Source organism: Burkholderia sp. AU17457, from assembly GCF_002223255.1.
GTDB classification, from domain to species: Bacteria; Pseudomonadota; Gammaproteobacteria; order Burkholderiales; family Burkholderiaceae; genus Burkholderia; species Burkholderia sola.
Genome location: NZ_NKFB01000004.1, coordinates 483,588 through 502,169 on the forward strand (window position 1 = coordinate 483,588; position 18,582 = coordinate 502,169).

The 18,582-nt window shown below is 69.1% G+C and carries 16 protein-coding genes and 1 riboswitch; of the genes, 12 read left to right on the top strand and 4 right to left on the bottom strand.

Annotation, left to right across the window (positions count from 1 at the left end; all coding sequences use genetic code 11):
- Positions 1-19 precede the first annotated feature (19 nt).
- The 4 genes from glpD (at position 20) to CFB49_RS14585 (ending at position 4,924) form a co-directional block, all read left to right on the top strand.
- The gene (gene glpD / locus CFB49_RS14565; RefSeq protein ID WP_089491636.1) at positions 20-1,543 is read left to right on the top strand and encodes a glycerol-3-phosphate dehydrogenase; all 1,524 of its coding nucleotides are present in this window, start codon (positions 20-22) and stop codon (positions 1,541-1,543) included.
- 111 nt (positions 1,544-1,654) lie between these two features.
- Positions 1,655-3,157 carry a glycerol kinase GlpK gene (gene glpK / locus CFB49_RS14570; RefSeq protein ID WP_089491637.1) on the top strand — a complete coding sequence of 501 codons (1,503 nt, stop codon included), beginning with the start codon at positions 1,655-1,657 and terminating at the stop codon, positions 3,155-3,157.
- Positions 3,158-3,237: 80 nt separating this feature from the next.
- Entirely contained in the window at positions 3,238-3,954 is a 717-nt protein-coding gene (locus CFB49_RS14575) for an MIP/aquaporin family protein (RefSeq protein WP_050014615.1), read from the top strand.
- 283 nt (positions 3,955-4,237) lie between these two features.
- Positions 4,238-4,924: an HAD family hydrolase gene (locus CFB49_RS14585; protein WP_069619618.1), complete on the top strand. Its 687-nt coding sequence runs from the start codon at positions 4,238-4,240 to the stop codon at positions 4,922-4,924.
- A 71-nt stretch (positions 4,925-4,995) separates the two neighbouring features.
- Here the strand turns inward: CFB49_RS14585 and ribB are convergent, their stop codons facing one another.
- The 3 genes from ribB to CFB49_RS14600 form a co-directional block, all read right to left on the bottom strand.
- Positions 4,996-5,706, bottom strand: a complete 711-nt coding sequence (gene ribB / locus CFB49_RS14590) for a 3,4-dihydroxy-2-butanone-4-phosphate synthase (protein WP_006489272.1) — start codon at positions 5,704-5,706, stop codon at positions 4,996-4,998.
- Positions 5,707-5,824: 118 nt separating this feature from the next.
- Positions 5,825-5,973, bottom strand: a riboswitch (FMN riboswitch).
- A gap of 178 nt (positions 5,974-6,151) precedes the next feature.
- Positions 6,152-6,838, bottom strand: coding sequence for a helix-turn-helix domain-containing protein (locus CFB49_RS14595; protein ID WP_069619617.1), 687 nt, complete (start codon positions 6,836-6,838; stop codon positions 6,152-6,154).
- Between the two features lie 219 nt (positions 6,839-7,057).
- Positions 7,058-8,233 (bottom strand): MFS transporter, encoded by a 1,176-nt coding sequence (locus CFB49_RS14600; protein ID WP_089435844.1) that lies wholly within the window; start codon positions 8,231-8,233, stop codon positions 7,058-7,060.
- Positions 8,234-8,380: 147 nt separating this feature from the next.
- Between CFB49_RS14600 and CFB49_RS14605 the strand changes: the two genes are divergently transcribed.
- The 8 genes from CFB49_RS14605 (at position 8,381) to lnt (ending at position 16,714) form a co-directional block, all read left to right on the top strand.
- Entirely contained in the window at positions 8,381-9,313 is a 933-nt protein-coding gene (locus CFB49_RS14605; RefSeq protein ID WP_089491639.1) for a LysR family transcriptional regulator, read from the top strand.
- 213 nt (positions 9,314-9,526) lie between these two features.
- A complete protein-coding gene (gene miaB, locus CFB49_RS14610) occupies positions 9,527-10,900 on the top strand; it encodes a tRNA (N6-isopentenyl adenosine(37)-C2)-methylthiotransferase MiaB (protein ID WP_089491640.1) in 1,374 nt (457 codons plus the stop codon).
- A 33-nt stretch (positions 10,901-10,933) separates the two neighbouring features.
- The gene (locus CFB49_RS14615) at positions 10,934-11,980 is read left to right on the top strand and encodes a PhoH family protein (protein WP_050014641.1); all 1,047 of its coding nucleotides are present in this window, start codon (positions 10,934-10,936) and stop codon (positions 11,978-11,980) included.
- A 152-nt stretch (positions 11,981-12,132) separates the two neighbouring features.
- Positions 12,133-12,909 (top strand): rRNA maturation RNase YbeY, encoded by a 777-nt coding sequence (gene ybeY / locus CFB49_RS14620; protein WP_069619613.1) that lies wholly within the window; start codon positions 12,133-12,135, stop codon positions 12,907-12,909.
- Positions 12,910-12,921: 12 nt separating this feature from the next.
- Positions 12,922-13,554 (top strand): gamma-glutamylcyclotransferase, encoded by a 633-nt coding sequence (locus tag CFB49_RS14625; protein WP_069619612.1) that lies wholly within the window; start codon positions 12,922-12,924, stop codon positions 13,552-13,554.
- A gap of 70 nt (positions 13,555-13,624) precedes the next feature.
- Positions 13,625-13,774, top strand: coding sequence for a hypothetical protein (locus CFB49_RS36330; RefSeq protein WP_176730229.1), 150 nt, complete (start codon positions 13,625-13,627; stop codon positions 13,772-13,774).
- 296 nt (positions 13,775-14,070) lie between these two features.
- Positions 14,071-14,958: an HlyC/CorC family transporter gene (locus CFB49_RS14630; protein WP_021160150.1), complete on the top strand. Its 888-nt coding sequence runs from the start codon at positions 14,071-14,073 to the stop codon at positions 14,956-14,958.
- A gap of 52 nt (positions 14,959-15,010) precedes the next feature.
- Positions 15,011-16,714: an apolipoprotein N-acyltransferase gene (gene lnt, locus CFB49_RS14635; protein WP_089435602.1), complete on the top strand. Its 1,704-nt coding sequence runs from the start codon at positions 15,011-15,013 to the stop codon at positions 16,712-16,714.
- A 57-nt stretch (positions 16,715-16,771) separates the two neighbouring features.
- Here lnt and CFB49_RS14640 read toward each other — a convergent pair whose 3' ends face one another.
- Entirely contained in the window at positions 16,772-18,436 is a 1,665-nt protein-coding gene (locus tag CFB49_RS14640) for a tetratricopeptide repeat protein (protein ID WP_089491841.1), read from the bottom strand.
- Between the last annotated feature and the right edge of the window lie 146 nt (positions 18,437-18,582).

Sequence of the window (18,582 nt, forward strand, 5' to 3'; positions counted from 1 at the left end):
CAGACGATAAGGACAGTAGGTGACCCAACCGAATCGCTACGATCTGCTCGTCGTCGGCGGCGGCATCAACGGCGCGGGGATCGCGCGCGACGCGGCCGGCCGCGGCCTGTCGGTCATGCTCTGCGAGCAGGACGACCTCGCGTCGCACACGTCGTCGTCCAGCACGAAGCTGATTCACGGCGGCCTGCGTTACCTCGAGTACAACGAGTTCGGACTGGTGCGCAAGGCGCTGCAGGAGCGCGAGACGCTGCTGCGCGCGGCGCCGCACATCATGTGGCCGCTGCGCTTCGTGATGCCGCACATGCCGAACCTGCGCCCGGCCTGGCTGATCCGCATCGGCCTGTTCCTCTACGATCACCTCGCGAAACGCGAACTGCTGCCCGGCTCGCGCGGCATCGACATGCGCCGCCATGCGGCCGGCGCGCCGCTGATCGACTCGATCAAGCGCGGCTTCGTGTATTCCGACGGCTGGGTCGACGATGCCCGCCTCGTCGTGCTGAACGCGATGGATGCGAAGGAGCGCGGCGCCGAGATCCTCACCCGCACGAAACTCGTTTCCGCCGAACGCCGCGGCGACGAATGGGAGGCGCGGCTGCAGCACGCCGACGGTTCGATCCGCGTCGTGCACGCGCGCGCGATCGCGAACGCGGCCGGCCCGTGGGTCGGCGACGTGCTGCACGGCGCGCTCGGCCGCGGCGCGCATCACAGCGTGCGGCTCGTGAAGGGCAGCCACATCATCACGCGCCGGCTGTTCGATCACGATCACGCGTACATCTTCCAGAACCCGGACAAGCGGATCATCTTCGCGATTCCGTACGAGCACGACTTCACGCTGATCGGCACGACCGACGTCGAATACACGAACGATCCCGCGAAGGTCGCGATCGATCGCGACGAGACGCAATATCTGTGCGATTCGATCAACCGCTACTTCAAGCGCAAGATCTCGGCTGCCGACGTGCACTGGACCTATTCGGGCGTGCGCCCGCTGCTGGAAGACGAGAACGCGGCGAATGCGTCGGCCGTCACGCGCGACTATCGCCTCGAACTCGACGACGGCGCGGGCGCCCCGCTGCTGTCGGTGTTCGGCGGCAAGATCACGACGTTCCGCAAGCTCGCGGAAGAAGCCGGCGACATGCTGTGCCGCGCGCTCGGCCGCGAAGCGAAGACCTGGACCGCCGGCGTCGCGCTGCCGGGCGGCGATATCGCCGATGCGAAGTTCGACGTGTTCGCCGGCGCGTTCGCGAAACGCCATCCGTGGCTGCCCGCCGCACTCGCACGCCGCTATGCGCGCGCGTACGGCACGCGTGCGGAGCGCGTGGTCGACGGCGCGAAGTCGCTCGCCGACCTCGGCGCCGAAATCGCACCGGGCATCCACGACGCCGAACTGCGCTACCTGCGCGACGCCGAATGGGCGACCTGCGCGCAGGACGTACTGTGGCGCCGCTCGAAGCTCGGCCTGCACGTCGCGCCCGGTACGCTCGACGCCGTGACCGCCGCGGTCGACACGTGGTTCGCCACCGCGCATGCACCGCACGCCTGACCCGAATGCACATTGCAGTTGCCGTTGCCTGACCGACGTTGATTCACCGACGCGCCGCCCACATGCGGCGCGCATCACAACTAAGCCAATCCACGGATGGAGATGAGAGACATGCAGGACCAGTACATCCTCGCGCTTGACCAGGGCACCACGAGTTCCCGCGCGATGCTGTTCGATCGCCAGGGCAATATCGTATCGATCGCCCAGAAGGAATTCGAACAGATCTACCCGCAACCCGGCTGGGTCGAGCACGACCCGCAGGAAATCTGGTCGACGCAAGCCGGCGTCGCCGCGGAAGCCGTCACGCGCACGGGACTGAACGGCACGTCGATCGCCGCGATCGGCATCACGAACCAGCGCGAGACGACGATCGTCTGGGATCGCGAGACGGGCCAGCCCGTCTACAACGCGATCGTCTGGCAGGACCGCCGCACGGCCGACTTCTGCGACTCGCTGAAGAAGCAAGGGCTCGAAGCGAAGGTGCGCGCGAAGACCGGCCTGCCGATCGACTCGTACTTCTCCGCGACGAAGATCCGCTGGATCCTCGACAACGTGCCGGGTGCGCGCGACAAGGCGCGCCAGGGCAAGCTCGCGTTCGGCACCGTCGACAGCTGGCTCGTATGGAACTTCACGAAGCACGAACTGCACGTGACCGACGTGACGAACGCGTCGCGCACGATGCTGTTCAACATCCATACGCGCGAGTGGGACAGCGAGCTGCTCGAACTGCTCGACATCCCGCGCAGCATGTTGCCGGAAGTGAAGGCGTCGTCGGAGATCTACGGCCACACGAAGACCACCGTGTTCGCGTCGAAGATTCCGCTCGCGGGTATCGCCGGCGACCAGCACGCGGCGCTGTTCGGCCAGATGTGCACGACGTCGGGCATGGTGAAGAACACCTACGGCACCGGCTGCTTCCTGATGATGAACACCGGCGACAAGCCGATCGAGTCGAAGAACAACCTCGTCACGACGATCGCGTGGCAAATCGGCGACGACGTGCAGTACGCGCTGGAAGGCAGCATCTTCATCGCGGGTGCGGTCGTGCAGTGGCTGCGCGACGGCGTCGGCCTCATCAAGACGGCCGCCGAGATCGAAGCGCTCGCCGCGAGCGTGCCGCATACCGACGGCGTCTACCTCGTGCCCGCGTTCGCCGGCCTCGGCGCGCCGCACTGGAACGCGCGGGCGCGCGGCTCGCTGTTCGGCGTCACCCGCGGCACGAGCGCCGCGCACCTCGCGCGCGCGGCGCTCGATGCGATCGCGTACCAGTCGCTCGACGTGCTGGCCGCGATGGAAGCCGATTCGGGCATCAGCATCGGCGAGCTGCGGGTGGACGGCGGCGCGAGCGCGAACGACCTGCTGATGCAGTTCCAGGCCGACCTGCTCGGCGTCGACGCGGTGCGTCCGCAGATCACCGAGACGACCGCGCTCGGCGCGGCCTATCTCGCGGGCCTCGCGATCGGCTACTGGAAGAACCTCGACGAAGTGCGCGACCAGTGGCAGCTCGATCGCCGCTTCGCACCGTCGATGCCGAAGGAGCAGGTCGAACAGCGCATGGCCGGCTGGCAGCGCGCGGTGCGCGCCGCGAAGGCATGGGCCGACGACACCCAGTAATCCAAATAAAGCCAAACGAAATACAACAACACCGGCGGACCGCGCAGCGCGCGAGTCCGCCGTGACTTCGAGAGACAATCATGTCACCTTATATTGCAGAATTCATCGGCACCGCGATCCTCGTGCTGCTCGGCAACGGCGCGGTCGCAAACGTGCTGCTTGCAAAGACCAAGGGCAAAGGCGCGGACCTGATCGTGATCGTGATGGGCTGGGCGATGGCGGTATTCGTCGCGGTCTACGTGACCGCGTCGTTCAGCGGCGCGCACCTGAATCCGATCGTCACGATCAGTCTCGCGCTCGCGGGCAAGTTCGCGTGGTCGAAAGTCGGCGGCTACGTGCTCGCGCAGATGCTCGGCGGGATGGCGGGCGCGTTGCTCGTATGGCTCGCGTATCGCCAGCACTTCGCGAAGGAAGCCGACGCGGACCTGAAGCTCGCGGTGTTCTGCACGGCGCCGGCGATCCGCAGCACCACGCACAACGTGCTGACTGAAGCGATCTGCACGTTCGTGCTGATTCTCGGCGTGCTGTACCTCGCGTCGCCGCAGGTCGGCCTCGGCGCACTCGACGCGCTGCCCGTCGGCTTGTTGGTGCTCGGCATCGGCATCTCGCTCGGCGGCCCGACCGGCTATGCGATGAGCCCCGCGCGCGACCTGTCGCCGCGCATCATGCATGCGCTGCTGCCGATTCCGGGCAAGCGCGACAGCGACTGGCGCTATGCGTGGGTGCCGGTGATCGGCCCGCTGCTCGGCGGCGCCGCGGCAGCCGGCCTGTATCTGCGTCTGCACGCGATGGCCTGATCGCGGTGCGAACGAAGCGCGCGGCGTTCGCTGTCGCGCGCTTCACTCCCCTCTTTTTTCTGTCGGCCGTCACGAGCCGCGGCCCGGGCGCGCCGCCGGCCGACTACATTCGCCATGCGGGCGGCATCGCGACGGACGTGCCGGGGCCGTTCTTGCCCGAACGCTCCCGGCACGCGTATGCGCCGCATCGGGCACATTTACCGCCGCGTCGCGGGGCCTGCGCGTGAAAGCACGTATGATGGCGAATCGATCGGCGTCGCCGATATCCCGCGTTTTCCTCACCATGCTCGATCACCTCATCTGCGACTGCGACGGCGTGCTCGTCGACAGCGAAGTCATCGCCGACCGCGTGCTGCTCGACACGCTGTCCGCCACGTTCCCGAACCTCGATTTCGAAGCCGCCGCGAAGTCGGCATTCGGCCAGCAGACGTCGCGTTTCCTCACCGGCATCGAAGCCCGCTTCGGGATCGAAATGCCCGCCAACTTCATCGAGACCATCGAGCACAACATCGAAGTCGCGCTCGCGCAATCGCTCGCGCCGATCAGCGGCGTGCGCGACGCGCTGCTGAAGGTCACGCTGCCGGCCGCCGTCGTGTCGAACAGCCGGCTCGTGCGCGTGCGCAGCTCGCTGAAGCGGGCGTCGCTCACCGAGATCTTCGGCGAGCGGGTGTTCAGTTCCGAACAAGTCGCGCGGCCGAAGCCCTACCCCGACGTCTACCTGCACGCGGCGCAAACACTCGGTGTCGCGCCGGCGCGCTGCGTCGTCGTCGAGGACAGCATCTCGGGGTTGAATGCCGCGCGGGCGGCCGGGATGAAGACGATCGCGTTCGTCGGCGCGAGCCACATCCCCGACAACTACGCGGACGCGCTGCGCGCGATGGGCATCACGCGGATCATGCGCAGGATGGACGAACTGCCGGCGCTCGTCGAAGCCGGCATGCGCGGCGAATTCGGCGACGTGCAGTCCTGATCGTCATGCGAGCCGGATCGGGTCGATCCGGCCGCGCCACGGGCGCGCGAGCGCGCCCGCCTTTCCTTCGCTCAGGCCGGCTCGCAGCAGCGCTCACGCGCCGCCGCCAGCGCCTCGCGGAACTCGACGAGTTCCGCGATCGTCAGCATCGGCAGCCCGTGCCGTTGCGCGAAGCGCTCGACATCGTCGCCGCGCGTCATCGTGCCGTCCGGATTCATCAGCTCGCACAGCACGCCGGCCGGCTTCAGGCCCGCGAGGATCGACAGGTCGACCGTGCCTTCGGTGTGACCGCGGCGCGCGAGCACGCCGCCCGGTTGCGCACGCAACGGAAACACGTGGCCCGGGCGCACGATGTCGTGCGGCTTCGCGCCGTCGGCGATCGCCGCGCGGATCGTCGTCACGCGATCGGCCGCCGACACGCCGGTATGCACGCCTTCGCGCGCCTCGATCGACACGGTGAACGCGGTGCCGTTGCGGCTTTCGTTGGTCTGCACCATCGGCGGCAGTTCGAGCGCGCGCACCGTGTCGTCGGTGAGGCACAGGCACACGATGCCGCTGCACTCGCGAATCAGCAGCGCCATCGTCTCGGGCGTGATGCGCTCGGCGGCAACGATCAGGTCGGCTTCGTTCTCGCGGTCGTGGTCGTCCTGCAGCACGACCGCGCGGCCCGCGCGCATCGCGTCGAGCGCGGCGGCGATGCGCGGCGGCACCGGTTCGGAATCCAGTAACGGGAGATCGGCAAAGGCGTCGGCAGGCGCCGACGAAACGGACATCAAGGACATGTGAAACGCTCCTCGCAAATACGATTTGGGCGAAAAACGTTTCAGGGCATTGCAAACAGACAGAACGACAATCCGCTTCGCATGCAGCGCGAAGCGGCCCTGACGGACATGACTATCTGCACATCTTCTCTCATCCGGACTATGACCGTCGGCTCTGGCATTTGACCAGATCTGCTGACCCCGCGCGGATGCGCGGGCGCTCGCGGGCTCGCCGGCTTACGCCAGCCTACCGCCGGTGGGGAATTTCGCCCCGCCCTGAAGACGCACTGATTGCCGGGCGGGAACACCCCGTGACCGGCGGGCCAAGCATACATCAGCCGCGCGCGACGCGCAGCGTAAAACCTTACTGACGACCCCGTCTAACGGCATCGTCCGAACGGCCGGCGGACGAACCCACGATCCCGCGAAAAGCGCGGATCGCAGCCGCGCCGCGCAGCCTGCGCGATCAGTTGACGGCCGCGTGCGTCGCGTCGGGCACGAGCCAGCGCGGCGGCACTTCGGGGCTCACCGTCACGCGGAACGCACGCGCTTCGCTGTCGCCCGGGTTGCGCAGGCTGTACGGCTGGTCGGCGTCGAACACGATCGCGTCGCCGGTCGCGAGCAACTGGCGGCGGTCGTGCACGCTCACTTCGAGCGTGCCTTCGCTGACGACGAGGTTGACGGTCGTGCCGGGCGCGCGGCGCGCGCCGGGCTCGGTATGCAGCGGCGCGATCCGCAGCTCGTGGAATTCGGCCGCGGCCGGCTCGCCTTCCGGATACAGCGCACGTGCCGAGAAGCGGCCGTTCGAGCTGACGACGCGCGACGCGCGCTCGGCCGCCAGATGCTCGAAACCGTTCACCGCATGGCGCCGCAGGAACGCGGCGACCGATACCTTCAGCGCCGCGGCGATCTTGCAGAGCACCTTGATCGACGGCACGCTGCGCGCGGATTCGATCTGCGCGAGCATCGCGCGCGACACGCCGGACAGCCGCGCGAGCGCGTCGAGCGACAGTTGCCGCTCGGCGCGCAAGCGCGCGAGATTCACGCCGACGACCTGCTCGAGGACGTCGAGCGACGCGGCGCCGCGTCCGTCGGCGGCATTGCCGGACTCGAAGGAAGACACGTCGCGCACGAGCGCCAGGGATGAAGACATAGCATTGCCTCCGGGCCGCGGCGCGGCCCTGCGTAGGGGGTAAGCCGGAATCGGAATCGGGTTGCGCCGGTCATTGGCGCGTATCGAGACGCTATCACCCGGCCTGATACGGGCAAACGAAGTTATCTTCACACCGTTATCAGCATCGCGGAGGAATACGTTTCTCGCGAACCTTTTCCCGCCGCTATGGCGTCGCCGCGCAGGGCGCCGTGGGGACGCTCACTGCGCGGCCGGCGCCGCGCCGCGCGCCGGGCCGCGCGCATCGAGCCGCATGGCGAGCCACGTGACGACCAGCGCCGCGAACGTCACCGCGACCGCGACCCACGGCAGCGCATCGAGCGCGAAGCCGTGTTCCAGCGCGACGCCACCGAGCCACGCACCGCCCGCATTGCCGACGTTGAACGCGCCGATGTTCAGCGTCGACGCGAGATGCGGCGCGCTCGCGGCTTTCTCGACCACGCGCGCCTGCAGCGGCGGCACCGTCGCGAATGCGGCGATCCCCCAGACGAACACGGTGACCGCGGCCGCGACCGGCAGGTGGCTCGTCTTCGCGAACACGGCCATCACGGCCATCAGCGCGACGAGGATCGCGATCAGCGACGGCATCAGCGCGCGGTCGGCCAGCTTGCCGCCGATCGTATTGCCGATCGTCAGGCCCGCGCCGAACAGCACGAGGATCAGCGCGACCGCGCGCGGCGAGTAGCCCGACACGGTCTCGAGAATCGGCGCGATGTACGTGAACACGACGAACACGCCGCCGAAGCCGAGCACGGTCATCAGCAACGCGAGCCACACCTGCGGCTCCTTCAGCACGCGCACTTCGTGGCCGAGGCCGACCGGCCCGCTGTCGTGGCGGTTCGGCACCAGCGCGGCCACGCCGCCGAGCGCGAGCACGCCGAGCGCGGCGACGATCCAGAACGATGCGCGCCAGCCGAGCAGTTGGCCGACGAACGTGCCGAACGGCACGCCGAGCACGTTCGACAGCGTGAGCCCCGTGAACATCAGCGCGATCGCGCTCGCACGCTTGTCGGCCGGCACGAGCGACGCGGCGACCACCGCGCCGATGCCGAAGAACGAGCCGTGCGCGAACGACGTGACGACGCGCGCGACCATCAGCATCGCGTAGCCGGACGCCGTCGCGCACAGCACGTTGCCGACGATGAAGATCGCCATCAGCAACTGCAGCGCGGCCTTGCGCGGCATGCGGCTCGTCAGCACCGCGAGCAGCGGCGCGCCGACCGCGACGCCGAGCGCGTAGCCGGTGACGAGCAGGCCGGCCGACGGCAGCGACACGGCGAGGTCGTGCGCGACTTCGGGCAGCAGGCCCATGATGATGAATTCGGTGGTACCGATGGCGAAGGCGCTGATCGCGAGCGCCAGTAACGGAATGGGCATGACGTTCTCCGGAAGGCGGCGGCTGCGGCGCCCGGTCGGTGCCGCACCGCACAAGAAAGCGGGATGTGCGCGCATTGTCCCGAAGACGCCTATATTTGATAATTGGCGTGGCATTTGAACCATTTTCAAATATTTCTGGAAAATCGCATGGACCGACTGGGCGACATCCGGCTGTTCGTCGAGGCGGCCGAGCTGGGCAGCCTGTCCGCCGCCGGGCGCAAGCTGAACCTCACGCCGGCCGCCGCGAGCGCGCGGCTCGCGAAGCTCGAGGCGAAGATCGCGACGCGGCTGTTCGAGCGCTCGACGCGGCAGTTGCGGCTCACCGACGAAGGCAAGCTGTACCTGAACTGCTGCCGCCAGGCGCTGCAGGCGCTCGACGACGCGGATGCGATGCTGCAGGAAGGCCGCAACGTCGTGAGCGGCAAGGTGCGGCTGTCGTCGACGTCCGATTTCGGCCGCCACCAGTTGCTCGACTGGCTCCACGAATTCACGACGCTGCATCCGGGCGTCACGTTCTCGCTGACGGCGTCGGATTCATCGTCGAACCTGTGGCAGGACGAGATCGACCTCGCGATCCGCTTCGCCGCGCCGCCCGACGGCGCGCTGATCGCCCGCCGGCTCGCGACCAACCGGCGCGTGCTGTGCGCGGCGCCGTTGTTCGTCGAACGCCATGGCGTGCCGGCCGACCCGCACGATCTGGCCCGCTTTCCTTGCAACGTGATCACGATCGCGTCCGGTCCGATGAACACCTGGCATTTCACGCGCGGCGACGAAGTGCAGATCCATACGGTGCCGGTGTCGACCGCGTTCGAGACCAACGACGGCGGCCTCACGCGCGAATGGACGCTGCGCGGCCACGGCATTGCGCTGAAGTCGCTGTGGGACATCGCCGACGACGTCCGCGCCGGCCGGCTGCGCGTGCTACTGCCCGACTGGCGGCACCAGGACGCGCCGCTGCACGCGATCTATCACAGCAAGCGCTACATGGCGCCGCGCGTACGCGCGCTGCTCGACTTTCTCGCCGAACGGTTCGCGCGCGAGGAAGCCGCGCTCGACGACCTGCTGAACGCATGCCGCTGACGGCCGGCCCGCCACGCCACCGGGGTCGGAACGCGAAAACCGGCGTCGCGCGCCCGCAACCGGCCGCCCGTCCGTCGTGGCGTGAAAAGCTATAATGGAAGGCTTTCCCGACGGCCTTTCCTGTCCGATGCGCGCGTTCGCGTGCCGCGCACGGCCGTCCCGATTCACCCTTGACGACGCCCCCAGGTCAACCACTGCGAACGGCGAATCCCCATGACCAAGAAAGTTTACGTAAAGACCTTCGGCTGCCAGATGAACGAGTACGACTCGGACAAGATGGTAGACGTGCTCAATGCGGCCGAAGGCCTCGAAAAGACCGACACGCCGGAAGACGCGGACATCATCCTGTTCAACACGTGCTCCGTGCGCGAGAAGGCGCAGGAGAAGGTGTTTTCCGATCTCGGCCGCGTGCGCGAGCTGAAGGAAGCGAAGCCCGGCCTGCTGATCGGCGTCGGCGGCTGCGTCGCGAGCCAGGAAGGTGCGTCGATCGTGTCGCGCGCGCCGTACGTCGACCTCGTGTTCGGCCCGCAAACGCTGCACCGCCTGCCGCAGATGATCGACGCGCGCCGCGCGAGCGGCCGCGCGCAGGTCGACATCACGTTCCCCGAAATCGAGAAGTTCGACCACCTGCCGCCCGCGCGCGTCGAGGGGCCGAGCGCGTTCGTGTCGATCATGGAAGGCTGCTCGAAATACTGCAGCTACTGCGTCGTGCCGTACACGCGCGGCGATGAAGTATCGCGCCCGCTCGACGACGTGCTGACCGAAGTGGCCGGCCTCGCCGACCAGGGCGTGCGCGAAGTCACGCTGCTCGGCCAGAACGTGAACGCCTACCGCGGCGCGCTCGCGGCCGGCTCGTCGGAAATCGCCGATTTCGCGACGCTGATCGAATACGTCGCCGACATCCCCGGCATCGAGCGGATCCGCTACACGACGTCGCACCCGAAGGAATTCACGCAGCGCCTGATCGACACGTACGCGAAGGTGCCGAAGCTCGTGAGCCACCTGCACCTGCCGGTCCAGCACGGCTCCGACCGCATCCTGATGGCGATGAAGCGCGGCTACACGGTGCTCGAATACAAGTCGGTGATCCGCAAGCTGCGCGCGATCCGCCCGGACCTGTCGCTGTCGACCGACATGATCGTCGGCTTCCCCGGCGAGACCGACGAGGATTTCGACAAGATGATGGCGCTCGTGCACGAGATGAGCTACGACACCAGCTTCTCGTTCATCTACAGCCCGCGCCCCGGCACGCCGGCCGCGAACCTCGCCGACGACACGCCGCGCGAAGTGAAGCTCAAACGCCTGCAACATCTGCAGGCGACGATCGAGGAGAACGTCGCGCGCATCAGCCAGTCGATGGTCGGGAAGGTCGAGCGGATCCTCGTCGAGGGCCCGTCCCGCAAGGACCCGAACGAGCTCGCGGGCCGCACCGAGAACAACCGCGTGGTGAATTTCCCGGCGCCGCTCGCGTCGCACCCGCGCCTGATCGGCCAGATGATCGACGTGAAGATCAACCATGCGTACCCGCACTCGCTGCGCGGCGAGCTCGTGCTCGTCAGCGACGACGCGAGCGCGGCCACCCACTGACCGACCGCCGCCCGACAGGAGCCCGACGCTACTTTGAAGACCGTCCAAGCACTGGAATTCACCGCCCCGCGCGACGACAACGCGCGCCTCGCCAACCTCTGCGGTCCGCTCGACGAAAACCTGCGGCAGATCGAACAGGCGCTCGACGTCACGCTCGCGCGGCGCGGCCACCGGATCACGATCCGCGGGCGCGGCGCCAAGCTCGCGCTCGCCGCGCTCGAAAACTTCTACAACCGCGCGCGCGATCCGCTGTCGGTCGACGACATCCAGCTCGCGCTGGTCGAAGTGCGCCACACGGCCGGCAACGGCCGCCAGGACACGCTCGACGTGCGCTTTCGCGGCGACCCCGACCATCCGTTCGACGAGCCCGTCGCGCAGCTCGACGCCAGCGAACCGGAGGAAGAGCCGGGGCCGAAGCTCTACACGCGGCGCGCCGACCTGCGCGGCCGCACGCCCGCGCAGCGCGAATACCTGAAGCAGATCCTGCAGCACGACGTGACGTTCGGCATCGGGCCGGCCGGCACCGGCAAGACCTACCTCGCGGTCGCGTGCGCGGTCGACGCGCTCGAACGCGACCAGGTCAAGCGGATCGTGCTGACGCGCCCGGCCGTCGAGGCCGGCGAGCGGCTTGGCTTCCTGCCGGGCGATCTCGCGCAGAAGGTCGACCCGTACCTGCGCCCGCTGTACGACGCGCTGTACGACCTGCTCGGCTTCGACAAGACGGCCAAGATGTTCGAGCGCCAGATGATCGAGATCGCGCCGCTCGCGTACATGCGCGGCCGCACGCTGAACCACGCGTTCATCATCCTCGACGAGGCGCAGAACACGACGCCCGAGCAGATGAAGATGTTCCTCACGCGGATCGGCTTCGGCTCGAAGGCCGTCGTGACCGGCGACACGAGTCAGGTCGACCTGCCGCGCGGCCACAAGAGCGGCCTCGTCGAGGCGCAGCAGGTGCTCGGCGGCGTACGCGGCATCGCGCTCACGCGCTTCACGAGCGCGGACGTCGTGCGCCATCCGCTCGTCGCGCGCATCGTCGAGGCGTACGACGAGTTCCACGCGCAGCATCAGGACGGCTGAGCGGCGCGGCCGCCCGCGCGCTCCCCCGGCCTGCCGGCCCGGCCCGCCAGACGGCGCGCCGGGCTTTTTTTCGCCCGCGCACGGCCGGTCCGAATTCGGGCGCGATCGGCCGTTTGGTGTATCCTCAACGCGTCCCAATCGCCGCACGCGTCATGAAATCCTCCCGTTCCCGCAAGTCCGGCCGCGCCCCGTCCGCCGCGTCCGAATCCCCCCGCCTTTCGCTGTTCGACGCGAAGGGCAAAGCCCGGACCGTCAACGCGCAAGGGCTGCGGATCGACTTCCCGGACGGCCGCAGCCTGATGTTCGACCTGTCGGGCAGCTCGGGCGACGCGGCCGTCGCGATCGTCGCGCAGCACAACGATCCGGCGATGCGCGCGAAGCTCGCGCTGCAGCCCGAGCACTACGACAGCGTGACGCTGCACGTCGGCGCCGAGTTCGCGCCGCGCGAGGACGATCCCGAAGACGAGCCGCGCGCGCTGGAATTCGACCTGTCCGTGCAGTACGGCGACGAGATCACGAGCGACGTGCGCAAGACGCTGCCGAAGCGCAAGCTGATCGCCGAATGGATCGAGCCGGCGCTGTTCGCGAGCGCGCAGCTCACCGTGCGCTTCGTCGGCGAGAACGAAGGCCGTACGCTGAACGCCGGCTACCGCCACAAGGACTATCCGACCAACGTGCTGACCTTCGCGTACGACCCGGCGCCCGATGGCACCGTGATCGGCGACCTCGTGCTGTGCTGCCCGGTGGTCGAGAAGGAAGCGCACGAGCAGGGCAAGCCGCTCGCGGCCCATTACGCGCACCTGCTGGTGCACGGCGCGCTGCACGCGCAGGGCTACGACCACGAGACGAGCGACGAGGACGCGGCCGAAATGGAAGCGCTCGAGGTCGACATTCTCGCGAAACTGGGTTTCCCGAACCCGTACCAGTAAGCCGTCCGCCCGATGCGCAACGCCGCGATGCTGCCGCCCGCCTACCCGCCGTCGATCGGCGAAGGACGCCTGCTGACGGAAGACGAGCTCGCGGCGTCGCTCGCGCAGACGATGCGCGACTGGGACGGCCGGCAGGATCTCTGGCTGTTCGGCTATGGCTCGCTGATCTGGAACCCCGGGCTGCCGACCGTCGCCGCCGTGCGCGGCAAGGTGCACGGCTACCATCGCGGGCTCTACCTGTGGTCGCGCGTGAATCGCGGCACCCCCGAACGGCCGGGCCTCGTGCTCGCGCTCGATCGCGGCGGCTCGTGCTCGGGCATCGCATTCCGGCTCTCCGGCCCGACCGCGCAGCCGCATCTCGAGACGTTGTGGAAGCGCGAAATGCCGATGGGCTCGTACCGGCCCGCGTGGCTGCCGTGCTCGCTCGAGACCGGCGAACGCGTGAACGCGCTCGCGTTCGTGATGCGCCGCGACGCACCGACCTATACGGGCAAGCTGACCGACCCCGTCGTCAAGGAAGTGTTCCGCTGCGCGGCCGGCCGCTACGGCACGACGCTCGACTACGTGAGCCGCACGGTCGATGCGCTGCGCGCGAGCGGCATCCCCGACCGCGCGCTCGAAGGGCTGCTGGCGCGATGCCGGTGATCCGGCACGACGCGCGGGCTGCCGCCATGCGACTCCGCGCCACCCGCGCATCCGCACGAGGACACACCCGATGAAACCGTCACGCCGGTCGCGTTGCAGGATCGCCGCACTGCTCGTCGTCGCGAGCGTTGCGCTGTCCGGCTGCGGAATACTCGGCTGCGGCGGCGCCGCGACCAACGGCGCGGCCGCCGGCGGCTGCTCGGCCGGCATGCGGTTCTGAGCGGCGCGCGACGCGTGCGCCCGCCTGCGGCGGAATGCCGCCGTCGCCGGCCGTTTCCCGCGTCCGGCCGCGCCGCCCTGCCCGCCGCCATTTTTTTGCCGCCATGCCCCGCCGGCGCTTTCTGCGATAGGATGGACCCGACGACGACGTCGCGCCCGGCGCGGCCGTCCGCGAGCGGGGCCCGCGTGAGCCGCCCACCCTGGCCGTACGGCCGGGTGACACGGTCGCGTCGTGCCCTTGGTGTATCCTTGCCTACTCCGTGACCGCGCGCCCCGGCATGACCCGGGCGCACCACCATGAACGATTCGTATCCCAGTCGTAAGCCAACCGACAAACCGCAAGAAAAGCGCTCGCTGCTCGAGCGCCTGACCGACTTCATCTCGCCCGAGCCCGAATCCCGCGGCGAGCTGCTGGAAATCCTCCAGGACGCCCACGAACGCAACCTGATCGACGCCGATTCGCTGTCGATGATCGAAGGCGTGTTCCAGGTCTCCGATCTGTGCGCGCGCGACATCATGGTGCCGCGCGCGCAGATGGACGCGATCAACATCGCCGACAAGCCCGAGGATTTCATCCCGTTCGTCCTCGAAAAGGCGCACTCGCGCTACCCCGTATACGAGGAGAACCGCGACAACGTGATCGGCGTGCTGCTCGCGAAGGATCTGCTGCGCTTCTATGCCGAGGAGGAGTTCGACGTGCGCGGGATGCTGCGCCCGGCCGTGTTCATTCCGGAATCGAAGCGCCTGAACGTGCTGCTGCACGACTTCCGCGTGAACCGCAACCACCTGGCGATCGTCGTCGACGAATACGGCGGCGTCGCGGGCCTGATCACGATCGAGGACGTGCTCGAACAGATCGTCGGCGACATCGAGGACGAATACGACTTCGACGAGGAAGCCGGCAACATCATCTCGGGGCCGGACGGCCGCTACCGCGTACGCGCGCTCACCGAGATCGAGCAGTTCAACGAGACGTTCGGCACCGATTTCCCCGACGACGAAGTCGACACGATCGGCGGCCTGATCACCCATCATTTCGGACGCGTGCCGCACCGCGGCGAGAAGCTGCAACTCGGCAACCTCGTGTTCGAAATCCAGCGCGGCGATGCGCGCCAGGTTCATGTGCTGCTGGTGCGCCGCAACCCGCTCGCCAGCCGTCGCGCCGAAACCTCGCACGAAGACTGACCGTTCCGCGCCAGCCGCGCTTCCTTCAACCGCTCGCCCTCTTCCGCTTCACATGGACGATCCGATTCCGTCCCGCCCGGCTGGCGGCCTTCTCGCGCCGACGCCCGGCCGCGCGCTGCCGCGCTGGCACTATCCGGCCGCGCTGCTCGCCGGCGCGGCCAATACGCTCAGCTTCGCGCCCACGCCGCATGGCGGCTGGCTGCAGCTCGTCGTATTCGTCTGGTTTTTCGCGCAGCTGACGCGCACGTCGAGCTGGCGCGGCGCCGCGCTCACCGGCGGCGCGTTCGGCTTCGGCAACTTCATCAGCGGCGTCTGGTGGCTCTACATCAGCATGCACGTGTACGGCGAGATGGCCGCGCCGCTCGCGGGCGGCGCGCTCGTGCTGTTCGCGCTGTACCTGTCGCTGTACCCGGCGTTCTCGGCCGGGCTGTGGTCGTTCTGCGCCGGTCATGCGTGGCACCGCCGCGAGCCCGACCCGCGGCCGTTCTCGCCGACCTGGCACGGCGCGTTCGCGTTCGCGAGCGCGTGGGCGCTCGGCGAATGGCTGCGCGGCACCGTGTTCACCGGCTTTCCGTGGCTCGGCAGCGGCTACCCGCAGGTCGATGGCCCGTTCGCGGGCTTTGCGCCGGTGGTCGGCGTGTACGGGATCGCGTGGGTGCTCGCGCTGTTCGCCGCACTCGTCGTGCAGGCGCTCGCCGCCGCGCGGCCGTCGCCGGTGCGTGACGGCGACGCCGGCGCATCGAGCGGCGACGCTCGCGTGCGCATCGCCGCGCCGGCCGGCATCGCCGTCGCGCTCGTCGCGGCCGGCCTCGGGCTGTCGCAGGTCACGTGGACCGTGCCCGCGAACGCGCCGCTCACCGTGCGACTGCTGCAGGGCAACGTGAAGCAGGACATCAAGTTCGAGCAGGAAGGCATCGACGCGGCGATCAAGATGTACCAGCAGATGATCGTCGAGAAGCCGGCCGACCTGATCGTCACACCCGAGACCGCGATCGCGGTGATGATCCAGGAATTGCCCGAGCCGTTCGCCGTCGCGATCCGCAAGTTCAGCGACACGACCGGCTCGGCCGTGCTGTTCGGCGCGGTCGGCGCGTCGGTGACCGAGGACGGCCGCTACGTCGACTACACGAACAGCCTGTACGGCGTGACGCCGAATTCGCGCGACATCTATCACTACGACAAGCATCACCTCGTGCCCTTCGGCGAATTCATTCCGTGGGGCTTCCGGTGGTTCGTCAACCTGATGAAGATGCCGCTCGGCGACTTCGCGCGCGGCGCGCCGGTGCAGAAGCCGTTCCTCGTGCACAACCAGCCGGTGATGGCCGATATCTGCTACGAGGATTTGTTCGGCGAGGAAATCGCCGCGACGATCCGCGACAATCCGCAGCCGCCCGGCGTGCTCGTCAACGTGACGAACCTCGCGTGGTTCGGCGACACGATCGCGCTCGACCAGCACCTGCAGATCGCGCGGATGCGCTCGCTCGAAACGGGCCGGCCGATGCTGCGTTCGACCAATACGGGGATGACGGCCGCGATCGACGCACGCGGCCGCGTGCTCGGTCAGTTGAAGCCGTTCACGATCGGCTCGCTCGACGTGCGGATCGAAGGCACGAGCGGCTTCACGCCGTACGTGACGAGCGGCAACAACATCGTGCTCGCGGTGTCGTTCGTGCTGCTCGCGTTCGGCTTCACGTTCGGGCCCGGGCTGCGCCGGCGCAACGGCCGGAAGCAGCCCGGCGGCGGCGAAGCGGAATGATGCAGCGGACCGCCGCCGCCGCGCGCGGCGGCCAGTGACCGCGAACCGGCCGGCCGCTCAGGCGTGCCGGGCCGGCCGCTCCGATCGAGCCGATGGTTCCGGCTGCGCGGCGAGGGCCCGCAGGTCGCGGCCCACTTCCTCCATCACCGGCGCCCATGCGCCGAACGTCGGCTGCCGGTACAACGTCGCGGTCGGATACCACGGGCTGTCCCGGCGATCGAGCAGCCATGGCCAGTGCGGATTCACGTCGAGCAGCACCCAGGTGCGCGCGCCGAGCGCGCCGGCCAGATGCGCGACCGACGTGCACACGGTGATCACGAGATCCAGCGCGCCGATGAATGCGGCCGTATCGTCGAAGCGCTTCAATTCGTCCGTGTAGTCTTCGATCGCGAAACCAGCCGCACGCGCGGCGGCGACATCCGCGTCCGCCCCCGGCTGCAGCGAATAAAACGTGACGCCGTCGATCCCGCGAAACGCGTTCGCGTAGCGCTCGAGCCCGACGCGCCGGAACGGATTGCGCTGGTGGCCCGCGCTGCCCGTCCACACGAGCCCCACCTTCAGCCGGCCGTCGCCCGCGAGCCGTGCGCGCCATGCGTCGCATGCGGCCGGCTCGGCCCGCAGGTACGGCACCGACGCGGCGAGCGTCGACGCCTCCATGCCGAGCATCAGCGGCAGGCCGATCAGCGGCACTTCGTAATCGAATGCCGGCAGCGCATCGACGCCGCCGCCCGCGCCGAACACGTCCGCGTGCGCGCCGAGGCTGCGCTGCATCAGCGTGCCGAGCGCCGGAAACGTATTCCACGCGAGCCGGCCGCCCTCGCGATGCACGCGTTCGGCGAGCGGCGCGACGAAGCGGCAGAACTGCAGCACGTCGCCGAGCCCCTGCTCGCCCCATACCAGCAGCGTCTTGCCGGCGAGCGGCTCGCCCTGCCAGCGCGGGCCCGGCAGCGCCGGCCGGCGGCCGCGCAGCTCGCCCGCGCCGTCCCAGCGCGCCTCATGGCCGCGCCAGCCCGCCGCGTAGTTGCCGCGCACGAGCTGGATGATCGCGAGATTGAAGCGGAACGACGCGTCGTCGGGCGCCAGCTCGCATGCACGCGCCGCATGGCGTTCGGCGTCGTCCCAGCGCTGCGCCTCCTTCATCGCCATCGCGACGTTGTTCATCGCGAGCGCGTTGTCGGGCGCAAGGTCCGCGAGCCGCGCGGCGCACGCGAGCGCGCCGTCGAGGTCGTGCGTCGCGATCCGCGCGACGACGAGGTTGATCCATGCCTGCACGTCCCGCGGATCGTGCTTCACGGCCGCGTCGAGCAGCGCGATTTCCTCCGCGCGACTCGCACCCGACAAGCGCAGCGCGATCGCGAGGTTGTTGCGCAGCGACGGCCAGCCGGCATCGATCGCGAGCGCCGCGCGGTACGGCGCAACCGCCTCCGCGTGACGGCCGGCCATCTGCAGCGCGTAGCCGTGGTTGAAGTGGGTGGCCGCGCCCGGCTGCGCGCGCGCCGCGCATTCGGCGAGCGCAATCGCGTCGTCCGTGCGCTGCCGCGCGACGAGCGTGGCCGTGAGCTGCGCGATTGCCGGCGCATCGACCGCATGCAGATGGGCGGCGGCGGCAAGCCACTGTTGGCGTGCGGCGTGCTCGCCGCGCGCCCGCGCGTCGGCGGCCTGCCCGAGCAGCCCGAGGAACGGCGGAAGCAGCGGAATCAGGATGTCGGTCGGTTCGTCCATGCAGTAAGCGTCGGCAAGCGGTGACGCGGCACGCATCGCGCGCCGCAATACGCGCATCTTACCGCCCGCGCGAAGCGCCGCGACATGCGCGTCGCGGCGGCCCAGCACGCGGCTGCGCGGCGCATGCGGGCCATGGGTGCGCGGGC